13 protein-coding genes are annotated in these 12,637 nt (G+C 46.0%); 1 reads left to right on the plus strand and 12 read right to left on the minus strand.

Features of this window, described 5'->3' with window-relative positions; genetic code table 11:
• Nucleotides 1-23 precede the first annotated feature (23 nt).
• The 6 genes from G9G54_RS20960 to G9G54_RS20985 form a co-directional block, all read right to left on the minus strand.
• Complete coding sequence (locus G9G54_RS20960; RefSeq protein ID WP_165179474.1) at nt 24-1,013, minus strand: tRNA dihydrouridine synthase; 990 nt, start codon at nt 1,011-1,013, stop codon at nt 24-26.
• 359 nt (nt 1,014-1,372) lie between these two features.
• On the minus strand, nt 1,373-1,669 hold the full coding sequence (locus tag G9G54_RS20965; protein ID WP_446723027.1) for an N-6 DNA methylase: 297 nt from the start codon (nt 1,667-1,669) through the stop codon (nt 1,373-1,375).
• A gap of 13 nt (nt 1,670-1,682) precedes the next feature.
• Nucleotides 1,683-3,479, minus strand: coding sequence for a 23S rRNA (uracil(1939)-C(5))-methyltransferase RlmD (rlmD, locus tag G9G54_RS20970; protein ID WP_165179475.1), 1,797 nt, complete (start codon nt 3,477-3,479; stop codon nt 1,683-1,685).
• Nucleotides 3,480-3,701: 222 nt separating this feature from the next.
• Nucleotides 3,702-4,583, minus strand: a complete 882-nt coding sequence (locus tag G9G54_RS20975) for a diacylglycerol kinase (protein ID WP_013308843.1) — start codon at nt 4,581-4,583, stop codon at nt 3,702-3,704.
• A 173-nt stretch (nt 4,584-4,756) separates the two neighbouring features.
• Nucleotides 4,757-5,545, minus strand: coding sequence for a sirohydrochlorin chelatase (locus G9G54_RS20980; RefSeq protein WP_165179476.1), 789 nt, complete (start codon nt 5,543-5,545; stop codon nt 4,757-4,759).
• Nucleotides 5,545-5,835 (minus strand): YerC/YecD family TrpR-related protein, encoded by a 291-nt coding sequence (locus G9G54_RS20985; protein WP_007428885.1) that lies wholly within the window; start codon nt 5,833-5,835, stop codon nt 5,545-5,547. Before G9G54_RS20985 ends, G9G54_RS20980 begins: the two co-directional genes overlap by 1 nt.
• Before the next feature lie 228 nt (nt 5,836-6,063).
• Here G9G54_RS20985 and G9G54_RS20990 point away from each other — a divergent pair, with 228 nt between their 5' ends.
• Nucleotides 6,064-6,579 carry a hypothetical protein gene (locus G9G54_RS20990; protein ID WP_061830840.1) on the plus strand — a complete coding sequence of 172 codons (516 nt, stop codon included), beginning with the start codon at nt 6,064-6,066 and terminating at the stop codon, nt 6,577-6,579.
• A 6-nt stretch (nt 6,580-6,585) separates the two neighbouring features.
• Here the strand turns inward: G9G54_RS20990 and corA are convergent, their stop codons facing one another.
• The 6 genes from corA to G9G54_RS21020 form a co-directional block, all read right to left on the minus strand.
• On the minus strand, nt 6,586-7,545 hold the full coding sequence (gene corA / locus G9G54_RS20995; protein WP_061830842.1) for a magnesium/cobalt transporter CorA: 960 nt from the start codon (nt 7,543-7,545) through the stop codon (nt 6,586-6,588).
• Nucleotides 7,546-7,716: 171 nt separating this feature from the next.
• The gene (locus G9G54_RS21000; protein ID WP_235307303.1) at nt 7,717-8,145 is read right to left on the minus strand and encodes a GNAT family N-acetyltransferase; all 429 of its coding nucleotides are present in this window, start codon (nt 8,143-8,145) and stop codon (nt 7,717-7,719) included.
• 316 nt (nt 8,146-8,461) lie between these two features.
• Nucleotides 8,462-9,190 (minus strand): amino acid ABC transporter ATP-binding protein, encoded by a 729-nt coding sequence (locus G9G54_RS21005; protein WP_165179478.1) that lies wholly within the window; start codon nt 9,188-9,190, stop codon nt 8,462-8,464.
• Nucleotides 9,183-10,631: an amino acid ABC transporter substrate-binding protein/permease gene (locus G9G54_RS21010; protein ID WP_165179479.1), complete on the minus strand. Its 1,449-nt coding sequence runs from the start codon at nt 10,629-10,631 to the stop codon at nt 9,183-9,185. The genes G9G54_RS21005 and G9G54_RS21010 overlap by 8 nt, the downstream gene beginning before the upstream one ends.
• A 239-nt stretch (nt 10,632-10,870) precedes the next feature.
• A complete protein-coding gene (locus G9G54_RS21015; protein ID WP_039272398.1) occupies nt 10,871-11,860 on the minus strand; it encodes an inorganic phosphate transporter in 990 nt (329 codons plus the stop codon).
• Between the two features lie 14 nt (nt 11,861-11,874).
• Nucleotides 11,875-12,489 (minus strand): DUF47 domain-containing protein, encoded by a 615-nt coding sequence (locus G9G54_RS21020; RefSeq protein ID WP_007428879.1) that lies wholly within the window; start codon nt 12,487-12,489, stop codon nt 11,875-11,877.
• Between the last annotated feature and the right edge of the window lie 148 nt (nt 12,490-12,637).

Raw genomic sequence — 12,637 nt, forward strand, 5'->3', positions numbered from 1 at the left:
AGCCCGTCCCCCAACTTGGCAATTTAATTTCCACGTTCCTCTACCTCATCATGCTCCTTGCTTCCAAACTCATCAAGCAATGTACGCACTTCACTTGTTGATTTGGCGTTCATTAAGCTGTTTCTGAGTTCACTTGCCCCTCGGAATCCACGGACATATATTTTGAAGAAACGGGCGAGAGGGCTGAACGAACGTGGCTCCTGCGCTGAATAATGATCATGGAGATCTAGATGAAGCCGCAGCAGTTCAAGCAATTCCTCACTGCTGTGTTCCTTCGGCTCCTTCTCAAACGCAAATGGATTCTGGAAAATACCACGCCCAATCATAATGCCATCCACTCCATATTGCTCAGCGAGCTTCAAGCCGGTCTGACGGTCCGGAATATCTCCGTTAATGGTCAGCAGTGTATCTGGTGCCACCTCATCACGAAGTTTCTTAATCTCCGGAATTAGTTCCCAGTGAGCGTCTACTTTGCTCATTTCCTCTCTTGTCCGCAGATGAATGGACAAATTCACAATGTCTTGTTTCAAAATATGGGTCAACCAGTCGCGCCATTCGTCTACGGCAGTGAAACCGAGCCTTGTTTTTACACTGACGGGCAGTCCCCCGGCTTTGGCGGCCTGAATGATATCCGCTGCGATTTCGGGACGGCAGATCAGGCCGCTTCCCTTCCCATTCTCGGCTACATTCGCTACAGGACAACCCATATTAATATCGATGCCTTTGAAGCCTTCTTTCGCCATACCGATGCTCATTTCACGAAAATATTCCGGCTTATCTCCCCAGATATGGGCCACCATGGGCTGTTCATCCGCTGTAAAAGTCAAACGCCCGCGTACACTTTTGTTCCCCTCCGGGTGACAATAACTCTCTGTATTCGCAAACTCCGTAAAAAACACATCCGGTCTGGCTGCTTCACTTACGACATGGCGAAACACAACATCCGTCACATCTTCCATCGGTGCTAGTATAAAAAAGGGTCGTGGCAACTCACGCCAAAAATTATTCGTCATATCAAAAACTCCTCTATAAATACCAGGACAAATCTTTGGTCCCAAAATGGTAAATCTAACCTGTTCATGTCCTTGCTTCTTCTTCACATATAACATGTTTAAGCAACATAGTTCAAACGGCAGTATATGTTAAGCATAGACATCTAAATGAGTATATCATACCCAATAGAGGAGCATACTCCCCAAAAGACTCGCAAAAAAAGGAAGAGCGCAGCCCCTCCTTGCCATCTTCTATAACGTACTGCGCCGCAGTTCATAGAAATACTGTACGGCATAACTTCCCCCAGCTTACGCCGTTCCCAAGCGAATGGCTTAAAAAAGAGCCGAGGAATAATATCCTTGACCCTTTTCGTCAATTTCTACACATGAATACCCAAAATTTTCAGCTGTTCATTGATTTTGGCTTCAAGTTCAGCGATTTCTTGTTTATCTTGCTCTAAAAGCTTACTCACTTCGGCAAGGTCAATGACTTGTTCTTCTTCAAACGTATCCACGTAGCGAGGAATATTTAAGTTAAACTCGTTTTCTTTGATTTCTTCAAGTGATGCCACGTGAGCATATTTATCAACATCCACACGATTTCGGTACGTTTCGATAATCTTATTGATGTTTTTATCAGTAAGTTTGTTTTGATTTTTACCTTTTTCAAACGCCAATACACCTCAACTATTAGTCTTTTCTGACCAATAGTGAACAACACTCCACATGCACCGTATGCGGAAACATATCCACAGGTTGCACTTCAACTGTACTGTACCCGCCATCCTCCAATATCCTTAAATCCCGCGCCAGTGTGCTTGGATTACAAGATACATACACCACACGTTCTGGCTTCATCTCCAGAATGGTGTCGAGCAGGCGTGGATCGCAGCCCTTACGGGGCGGATCGACGACGATAACGTCGGCGGTGATGCCTTGCTCTTTCCACGCAGGAATGACGTCCTCGGACGCGCCTACCTCAAATTTCACATTGCGCATTTCGTTCAACAGCGCATTGCTCCGTGCATCATCGATGGCTTCTTTGACGATCTCGACCCCATACACCTGGTCCGCATGCTGAGCGAGGAACAAAGAAATTGTGCCGATGCCGCAATACGCATCAATTACCGTTTCTTTGCCCGTGAGTCCAGCATATTCGACGGTTTTGCCATACAGCACTTCTGTTTGTACGGGATTCACCTGATAAAAGGATCTTGCGGAAATCGCAAACTGTACGTTTCCAATGTAGTCGTAGATCACATCACGTCCCCACAGTACACGAGTCTCGTCGCCAAAAATAACGTTCGTTCGCTTCGTATTCACGTTCTGGCATATGCTTGCCACGTGTGGGATATGCTCACGGATACTGCCGATCCACGCATCTGCATGCGGAATATCTCGCCCATTCGTCACGAGCACCAGCATCATTTCACCCGTGCGAAAAGCAGTCTTTACAACGACATGGCGCAGCAGCCCGCGTCCGGTTTCTTCATTATATGCACTGATGCCCAGCATTCGGCCAATCTCTTTCACACGTGCGACAACTTCGTCATTACGCTCATCCTGAATGAGACAGGTGTTCATATCCACAATTCGATGGCTGCCACGTGCATAGAAACCGCCGACAAGCCCACCCTCGGTGACACCAATCGGCACCTGGGCTTTGTTGCGGTATCGCCAAGGCTCACTCATACCGAGTGTAGGATGCACGACTACGCCATGTACACGCGACATGCTATCAGCATTTCCATCCGCATTCATGGCCGAATCAGAAATCGTGACTGTATCGGCCTCACCATTTGTATCCGCAGAAGCAGCCAAAACCTGTGCAGTATGCTCACTGGGCTCTGTAGCCACACTCAGCTTCCCGATACGCTCCAGCACGTCCACGACATGCTGTCGCTTCCAGCTAAGCTGCGCTTCGTAGCTCATATGCTGGATCTGGCAGCCACCGCATTGATCGTAGATGGCGCACGGAGCTGCAATCCGGTCAGGGCTAGCCTGCGCGATATCCAGCAGCTTGGCATACCCATACTGCTTTTTCGTTTTTAACACCTTTACTCGAACCTTTTCACCCGGTAACGCACCTGGAACGAACAGCGTAAAACCCTCGACACGTCCTACACCCTCGCCATCGTGGTTCATGCCGATGATGTCTATCACGGCCTCATCGTTCTTTTGCACAGGCAGATCGCTACGCTCTGCACTAGACCGGTTACGATTGGAAGCATCATGACTTCGTCCACCGTTGGAAGAACGACGAGTATCTCGTCCGTTCTTTCTCTTCTTCCGATCCGAATCATTCACATTTCCATTTTTATGTTTGATTTCGGCTTGAAGTAGCCCATTTCCAGCTCTAACTTGAGACTGCTCCAGTTCTCTCTCTCTTGTCGCCTTCATAGTCTTTTTGTGCTGGTTTCCTTGAACAAGAGTTACTGTTGCTGCATTCCGGCGGCTTTTTCCACGTCCGCTACGGTTATTCGTCATGGTTGTCACTTCTTTCTGATCTTCTTTTTATGCAATATTTTCTTTCGGACGTCTAATTTGAATGTTCATCTAAACATACAAATATCAACTCGAAAATGCCGTTACTCCCCTCGGAGAACGGCAAGAACCAATATGTTCACAAAAAACAGCTACCTACTCTGCATTCCATACACTATAACACTGCGTTTCCACCCGGAAGCGGAATTATTTCCTCATCATCCCTCACCGGAAAACATTCAAATGATGAGGTAAATTCCGGAAAGTCGCTGGCAAGGTGCCCCCTAGTTCGCCATCCAGATTAAGCTGAACGTAGCCGGGTGAGGTCACTTCCATGTAATCTGTTTTGAAATAAACAATCTTCTTGTCCTGCAAATGCTCACCACGCAGTGCGAGTGTTACCAAACGAATCATTTCCGCCAGATTACATTTCCGTACAGCGATGACATCGAGCAGCCCATCATCTATTGTCGCCCCGGGAGCAAGCTTTTCAAACCCGCCGACCGAATTTGTATTCGCGATCAGGAAAAGCATAAACTCGTCGTGGATCACTTCCTGACCCGATGCCTTGATGATCAGCTCCTGTGGAGCAAGGCTGACCATCTTCTCCATACCTTTAAAATAGTACGCCAACTGGCCAATCATCGTTTTGAGCTTGCTCGGAACTTCATACGTAAGCTCGGTTAAAGTTCCCCCGCCTGCAATGTTGATAAAGTAGCGGTCGTTCGCTTTTCCGATATCCAGTGGCTTCGGATTTTGACGAATAACGAGGTCGCAATAATCCTCCCAGTGCTTGGGGATGCCCAGTGCTCTGGCGAAATCATTCGTCGTCCCCAGAGGAAACACACCTAGGGGCGGGCGGTTTTCTCTTTCAGCCATCCCGTTAATGACCTCATACAATGTACCGTCGCCACCAGCGGCGATAATCATATCATACCCACGCTCAATGGCCTCTATTGCGGCACGCGTTGCGTCCCCTTCACCCGTAGTTGCATGGCAAGAGGCTTCAATACCCCCTTCATCCAGGCGCTGCAAAACATCCGCAAGACGACGCTTCATTTCCTCACGCCCAGAGGTCGGATTATAGATTAATCTAGCTCTTTTCATTCCGTTACGCCACCCGTATATTTAATGATATTTATATTCACATAGCAGTTCATCACATTCAGTCTGTACAAAATATCATCATACTGGAAAAAGACCTCTTTTACAATAAAAGAAGCCAGACTTTGCCCAAATAAGGAAATTTAAGGCTAAGATGACGCTATAGCCGAACCAGACTACCTATGACTTGACCTTGCTTGCTTCTGCATGCTTTGCAATAATTCACGAATTTGCCTGTCCATCCAGCTTGTAAGCAAAGGATGCGGCAATAAAGGATCTCCTGAATAACGGTATTCGAGCCCCTGTAAGCGTTTAGGAATCATACGACTTGTAAAATATCCCGAACTTAAAAATAACGGGGCCACAATAACATCATGACCCCGCTCCTGATTCCAATACGCTGCCTTGTCGTACACACTTTCGGGATTTAGCAAAGCGTGGTCCGTGATAATACCGCTCACGCTCTGCACCGTACGGGCCAACGAAGAAATTCCCCGCTCCCAGCGCTGAAAAAAGCCGTTGTGCACACTGCCGTGACCTACGAGTAAAATAACCTCTCTCGCAGGGTCGGCTGATAGCGGGCGAACCTTGTCCCACACCATGCGGGCAACATCTTCTCCGTCATCCAGCGGGCTGCCAAAATGCACTCGCGCCTTCATTCGAAACGGCTCCAAATCTGTTTCTTTGTCCGGCGCATCTTTGACACCCAGCGCATAGCTAATCTCATCTACATGCGTACTGCCTGATGACACAAACAAAGGAATAATCAATATATCTGTTACACCCAAGGCTTCCAGACGGTCAATACCATCTTGAATCAATCTTTCTTTAACCGTTTCCAAAAATGAAACCTCTACCGGTATTTCTTCCGGCAAATGGAGCTTTGCAACTGCCTGATCCACCTGTTCCACCCAATAAGGCTCCCTAGAGCCGTGGCTGATTACCAGTATCCCAGGGCTCCGCATTAGCGTCCCAGACGTTCCAAAGTCATTTTATACCCATCATTACCATAGTTCAGGCAACGTTTAACACGTGAAATGGTGGCTGTACTGGCCCCTGTCTCTGCTTCAATCTGATTATATGTGCTGCCTTTGCCTAGCATACGGGCAACCTCTAGACGTTGGGAGAGGGATTGAATTTCATTAATCGTGCACAGATCATCAAAAAATACATAGCACTCTTCCAAATTTTTAAGAGTTAAAATAGCTTCGAACAATTGATCAATACTTTTATCATTAAGCTTTTTAAGCTGCATGGATTATCATCTCCCAAGGTTACGATCTCTCCTCATTGTACCCGAGGAATAGTCGGTTTTTCAAGCATTAACGGTTTCACGCATTACAGAACAACATTACATGACCATAGAAACGTACCGTACGAATGCCCAAATCCGCTTTTATACCTGATTTCGGGACACGCGCCTAAACCCACTGTGCGTTTGTAACATACAGTAGAGTATCAACCTGCAAAGGAATGTGATCTCATGCCTGGACACTACTATCATCGGAGGCCGCTACAGCGTTCCCTTTCCGATCCGTATAGTTCATCTCCTTATCCCGGACTCGATCCATACAACGAGGTTCCGCAAGCCGGTTCTTCCGGGCTGGTTCCTTACGAGGCGCCAGCGAGTATTACGGATTCTGCCGTGGTCACACCAGACCCGGTTCCAGCCAAAGGAGGACTGCTTGGGGGGCTTGGCAACCTCGGTAATCTTAACGAAATCAAAGGCTTCATTGACCGTATGGGTGGCATTGATGGAATTGTTGCTACGGTCGGCAAGGTGCAAAAGGTTATGTCTAGTGTGCAGCAATTTGCTCCAATGGCGAAGCTGATTATGGGCTCGCTCCCAGCATTCGGCAAATCCGCGAGCAAAAATTCTGCCACCGATATCACCGAGGAATTGGATGAATACACACCACCACGCCCACGCCGGAAAAAGACGCAGCGCAAAAGCACCACTACCCCGCGCAGACGTCCGCGCAAGCGCAAAAGAAAGTAGATTATACTATTTGAACCAGCCTCGGCGCATAAACCAGACCACCATTGCAACACTCAACAAAAACATGAAGAACAGTACGCCAAAATATCCATATTTCCAGGTCAACTCGGGCATATTCGAAAAATTCATACCATAAATTCCTGCAATCAGCGTCAAGGGCATAAAGACGGTCGTAATTACGGTCAGCGTCTTCATAATTGAATTCATACGATTGGAATTGAGCGATATATAACTGTCCCTCAGGTCGGCTGTCATCTCGCGGTCGGCCTCCAGCATGTCTGTCAGCTTCAATAAATGATCATATATATCGGTAAAATAAGCCATATGATCTCCTTGGCCCTGCACATGCTGCGAATTCAAAACTCGGTACATCAGATCACGCATAGGCACGATGGTACGGCGTAGCTTGAGCAGCCTGCCACGCAGGTCAAACACCTGCTTCATTAATTCCTCTACGGATTCGCGACCGCCCAAGCCCTCCAGCTCGGCCAATTCGTCTTCAATCATAAAAAGGCTCGGAAAATAGTTATCTACCAGCTTGTCCATCACCGTGTAGGCTGCAGACAGCGGCCCTCGCGACCATATTTTACGTTCATTCGCATGCTGGACAATCCGCTCCCAGGCTTGATCCAGCTCCTCTAACTCATGATGGTGATATGTAACCAAAAAACGACTGCTAATAAACATATCCACTTCTTCCGCAGCTAACGTATCTACATCAAGCGCATGCACGACCAGAAACTGCACATCCTCGTAATAATCCAATTTGGGACGTTGCAGAACATGCATACAATCCTCCACAGCCAATGGGTGAAAATGAAAATAACTCGTCAGCAGCTCCGTCTCTCGATCTGTAGGCTCGCTAAAATCTACCCACATCCATATGTAATCCTCCATGACGATCTGATCCAATGGTTTTCCCACTGTTACCTGATGATCATGACCTATAGTCAATGTACGTATCACCGTACGTCCCCCTCGCTTACACTTCGCGTCTGTTATGTTATTTATATTTTATATAAGCCAATTAACATTATACCAATCTCAAGTCCTGTATTCCTTTTAATAAAGAAAAGGATATCTCCGGGCCAACATACCTCCCAAGATATCCTTATAAAATAATCAATTCATTATAAATTAAATCTTTTTTACAAATCCTGTGCTTGTCGCTTCATATCCTAATCGGCGATAAAAATGATGAGCATCCTGTCGCTCACTTCGATTACCACTGTTCAAAGCAATGGCAACCAACCCGTTCTCTTTAGCCCAAGCTTCCGCTTCCTCATTTAACGCCTTGCCGATGCCTTTATTACGATGTTTTGAATCCATCACAAAAACGACGATACGCGCGTAATCTTCATTTCTTTCATAAAAGATATCAGCATGTAGTCCAACCATCCCAACGACTTCCCCTTCATCTTCAGCCACCAGAGTATGGTAGTTAGGGTCAGAAGCGATACGATCATATCTCATCTTCATATCTTCTACAGTCGTAGGATAACCAAGCTCCTCCATCAGATAAGCCAAAGCCGGAATATCCTCATGATGAGCAGTCCTTATCTTCAAAGCAAGCCCTCCACTTATGAAAAGAAACATCAAAAATGAAAAATCACTCGCGCCCTCTTCCCCTGCACCCACTCATTCAAAAGTGAGGCAGGCTCTTTGCACGAAAAGGGACTACTCAGCGAGCAGTAGCGTAGCGGTCCATTTGAATCTGTAGAAGCGGCAGCGTTCGCCTTTGCCTCTGAATTTTCACCTTATAAGGTCCTATACAATCCAAAAATTCAGGGGCAACAGCGATCGAAAGATCAAATGGATCGCGGAGCGTCTTACAACGAGATCCCCGCCTACAAACACAAACCCTGCCTCACTTTTAATCCTCTTACAATACCTTCTCCAAGAAACTAATGGTCCGCTCGTTTTTTGGATTACCAAATACCTCTTGTGGCGTTCCTTCTTCTACGATGTAACCACCGTCCATAAACACGACACGGTCGCTTACTTCGCGTGCAAAACCCATCTCATGCGTTACGATCATCATCGTCATGCCTTCACGCGCCAGATCATTCATTACACCCAGCACTTCTCCAACCATTTCAGGATCAAGCGCCGAGGTTGGCTCGTCGAACAGCATAATGTCCGGGTTCATTGCCAGCGCACGTGCAATCGCCACACGCTGCTTCTGACCGCCGGAAAGCTGTCCTGGCAGTGCATTTGCCTTATCGGCCAAACCTACACGATCCAGCAGCTTCATAGCCGTTTCCCGGGCCTCTGCCTTGGACTGTTTCCCCAGTTCAGTCGGCGCGAACATAATGTTCTTGAGCACGGTCATATGCGGAAACAGATTAAAGTGTTGAAATACCATACCTATATTTTCACGGACTTTGTTAATGTCCACGTTTTTGTCACTCAAGTTGTAGTCATCGACAATGACCTCACCTGCGGTAATTTCTTCAAGCATGTTCATACAACGCAAAAACGTACTTTTCCCCGAACCAGAGGGGCCAATGACACACACAACCTCGCCTTCACGTACTTGCATATCGATGCCCTTTAATACTTGATTACTACCATAGCTTTTTTTCAGGTTTTTAACGATAATTTTACCCACGGCGAACTCTCCCTTCAAGACGGTTGGAAATTTTGGTCAGGACTGTAATGACGATAAGATACATCACCGCTACTACCAGCCAAATATCAAAGGATTGGAATGTCCGCGCAATAATGATCTTACCCGATTGGGTCAACTCGACCAGACCGATAACAGACAAAATGGACGTATCCTTCAACGTAATAACCAACTGATTGATAAACGACGGGATCATGATTTTCACAGCTTGTGGCAAAATGATTTTAAGCATAGCCGTCCGATAGGGTAGACCAAGCGAACGAGCTGCTTCCATTTGTCCCGGATCAATGGACTGAATACCACCACGGATAATCTCAGTTACATACGCACCCGCATTCAGGGATAACGTCAGTACAGCCGCGACAAAAAGCGGCATTTTGAAATCCAGTGCCTGTGGAATACCAAAGTAAATAAAGAAAGCAAGCACGATCAGCGGAATACCGCGGAATATATCGACGAATACAGTTGCAATACCACGGAACACCTTGTTATGGCTTACTTTCATAAAGCCAAACACCAACCCAAGGATAAAGGCTACGAGTAAAGATACAAGTGTGTACAGCAACGTATTTCCCATGCCCTTAATCAGCGAAGGCAGCGAAGCGGAAATCAGTCCCCAGCGGCTGGTCTCTACAGGCGCCACACCTTTGCCCGATTCGCCAAGGTATTTAGCCAAAATTTTATCGTATTCCCCGCTATTGCGCAGATTAACAAGCCCTACATTAAATTTCTCCAGCAACTCCTGGTTCTTGCCTTGGTTAACAGCAAACCCGTAAGAAGCACCTTTTTCCTTATCTGTTACCAGCTTAAGGCCGTTATTCTGGTTTACACCATATGCCAGTACCGGATAGTCATCAAAGCAGGCAACCGAATTACCTGTTTTAACTTCATCATACATTTGAGAAGAATCGTCGAACGGTACTGTAGTAAAGCCGTATTTGGCCTTAATCGATTCTGCGAATGTATAACCTTCCGTTCCTGTTTTGACAGCGACACGCTGTCCTTTCAAGTCCTCATAGCGTTTAACCGTATCATTATCCTTGCGGACCGCCATGACGACGCCTGAATCAAAATAAGGCTCGGAAAAATCAAATTTCCGCTTACGTTCATCGGTAATACTCATCCCGGCAATGACACCATCCACTTGGTTCGTTTCAAGGGCCTGCACTGCCGCGTTAAAGCCAAGAGGCTTAATGGTATATTCAAAATTCTGATCCTTGGCAATAGCTGCCAGCAGATCCATGTCGATTCCGACAAATTTACCATCTACATCTTCAAACTCAAAAGGCGCGAACGTTGTATCCGTGCCGATATCATACTTTGTTTTATTTTCTGCATGTGCCACTACACCGAAATTACCGGCTAGGGCAACCACAAAAAACAAACAAATCATGAGTGCTATTAGTTTTCTAGATTTTTGCATAATTTCCTCCAGTCAGTTGAACGGTTCAAAGTTTTCTGTTTATTTTACAGGAGTTATTAAAAATTGACTACTTTGATGTCAGCTATTTTTGAAAAATGTTTCATGGAACTATCTGGAGGTGTAAACTTTGAAGAAGCCGTTTTGCCCCAGAATGCCAATAAGCCCCTGCCGCAAAAAACGGACGGAAGCTTATTGTGTATTCTATAGTGTGTACCTATTTTTCAAGAAATAATAATGAACTAGAAAAGAATTTTGAAAATCAATCCAGATAACAGCGCAGCAATCGGTATCGTTATAACCCAAGTAATAATAATTCGACCGGCCAGCGACCAACGCACAGCGGAAAAACGCTTCGCAGAACCCACACCCAAAATAGCCGAAGTAATGGCATGAGTGGTACTTACGGGCAAATGAAGCAATGTAGCTGTGAAAATAACAGAGGCTCCCGAAATGTCGGCTGCGAATCCGTTAATTGGCTCGATTTTAAAAATCTTGGTTCCCATCGTCTTGATGATTTTCCAGCCCCCGATAGATGTACCCAGCGCCATGGCTGTTGCGGCTGAAATTTTCACCCACATGGGTACTTCCAAATGGTCCTGATACCCCGCCGAAACGAGTGCGAATGTAATAATCCCCATCGCCTTTTGAGCATCATTCGTACCATGCGTGAACGACTGAAGCGCTGCCGTAATGACCTGCATTGTACGAAACCCTTTGTTTACCGTATGCGGACTACGACGAGCGAAGATGTATTTTAAAATTATCATCACGATGTAACCGACAACAAAAGCAATCAACGGGGAGAAAATAAGTCCTTCGACAATCCCGATGAAGCCGCTCCAGTTTAATTTATCCGATCCCGCACCTACATACACCGCTCCAGCCAATGCACCAATTAGTGCATGAGAAGAGGATGAAGGAATACCGAACCACCAGGTTAAGAGGTTCCAGATAATCGCAGCGATCAGCGTCGCAATGACGATATCAATTCCATTCGTAAGCTTGGTTGGATCAGCGACACTTCCACCAATGGTCTTCGCAACGCCTGTAAACAATATTGCCCCGAGAAAGTTCATGACCGCAGCCATAATAATCGCACGTCGCGGGGTCAATGCACGGGTCGATACCGAAGTTGCAATCGCGTTCGCCGTATCATGAAAACCATTAATAAAATCAAATGCCAGAGCAAGAAAAATAACAATACCCAATACCAGTAAACTTGTATCCATGTAAAAGGACTCCCTTACGAGTTACGCATAATGATGGATTCCAGCATATTTGCAACATCCTCGCATGAATCCGTTGTCGTTTCAAGGCGTTCGTACAATTCTTTGCGTTTAATCAGTTCAATAGGGTCGGTTACAGTTGCAAACAGGTTTTTGATGCAAATACGCAATAATTCATCCCCCTGATTTTCCAAATCATTCAGGCGAATAGTGTATTCACGAATGGCCAGCAATTTTTTCTGTGAAAGCAAATGTACAGCTTTCTGAATTTCGTAAGCTGATTGACGCAGAATATCAGCGAACTGCACAATATACTCGTCCGGCTCCGTAATGTTGTACATATAAAAACGAGAAGCCGTCGCTTCAAGACCGTCCAACACATCATCCATGGTTGTTGTCAGTTCCATGATGTCGTCGCGTTCCAATGGCGTAATGAAGGTCTTGTTCAGCTCAGTAATAATCGTGTGTGTGTAATCATCACACTTATTTTCATACTTCTTCATTTCATTTGTAAACAAAGTCACATCCTGAAGATTTGAAGTATGTTGGGCAAAATAATCGGCTGCTTGCACGATCGTATCTGCCATATTTTCCAACGTCTCGAAGAATATATCCTTTTTCTTCAATCTCATAACGATTACCCCTTTACGAAAATATCCGCAACCTGTTTCGACTGCAATAGACAACCTTTGCTATCTTATCACACTCATCAATGTTTTTGTAATGTTTGTAAAAGCAAATTTCATGACATACGTATACAGTGCCCGACAGCGAAGGTCA

Origin of the sequence: Paenibacillus sp. EKM212P (genome assembly GCF_011066115.1) — a bacterium.
Taxonomy (GTDB): Bacteria; Bacillota; Bacilli; order Paenibacillales; family Paenibacillaceae; genus Paenibacillus; species Paenibacillus polymyxa_B.

What these genes read in the sequence shown, in the direction of transcription:
- G9G54_RS20960 (WP_165179474.1), bottom strand. Translation starts at nt 1,013, where the DNA reads ATGACGAATAATTTTTGGCGTGAGTTGCCACGACCCTTTTTTATACTA.
- G9G54_RS20975 (WP_013308843.1), bottom strand. Translation starts at nt 4,583, where the DNA reads ATGAAAAGAGCTAGATTAATCTATAATCCGACCTCTGGGCGTGAGGAA.
- G9G54_RS20985 (WP_007428885.1), bottom strand. Translation starts at nt 5,835, where the DNA reads ATGCAGCTTAAAAAGCTTAATGATAAAAGTATTGATCAATTGTTCGAA.
- G9G54_RS20990 (WP_061830840.1), top strand. Translation starts at nt 6,064, where the DNA reads ATGCCTGGACACTACTATCATCGGAGGCCGCTACAGCGTTCCCTTTCC.
- G9G54_RS20980 (WP_165179476.1), bottom strand. Translation starts at nt 5,545, where the DNA reads ATGCGGAGCCCTGGGATACTGGTAATCAGCCACGGCTCTAGGGAGCCT.
- G9G54_RS21010 (WP_165179479.1), bottom strand. Translation starts at nt 10,631, where the DNA reads ATGCAAAAATCTAGAAAACTAATAGCACTCATGATTTGTTTGTTTTTT.
- rlmD (WP_165179475.1), bottom strand. Translation starts at nt 3,479, where the DNA reads ATGACGAATAACCGTAGCGGACGTGGAAAAAGCCGCCGGAATGCAGCA.
- G9G54_RS21015 (WP_039272398.1), bottom strand. Translation starts at nt 11,860, where the DNA reads ATGGATACAAGTTTACTGGTATTGGGTATTGTTATTTTTCTTGCTCTG.
- G9G54_RS21020 (WP_007428879.1), bottom strand. Translation starts at nt 12,489, where the DNA reads ATGAGATTGAAGAAAAAGGATATATTCTTCGAGACGTTGGAAAATATG.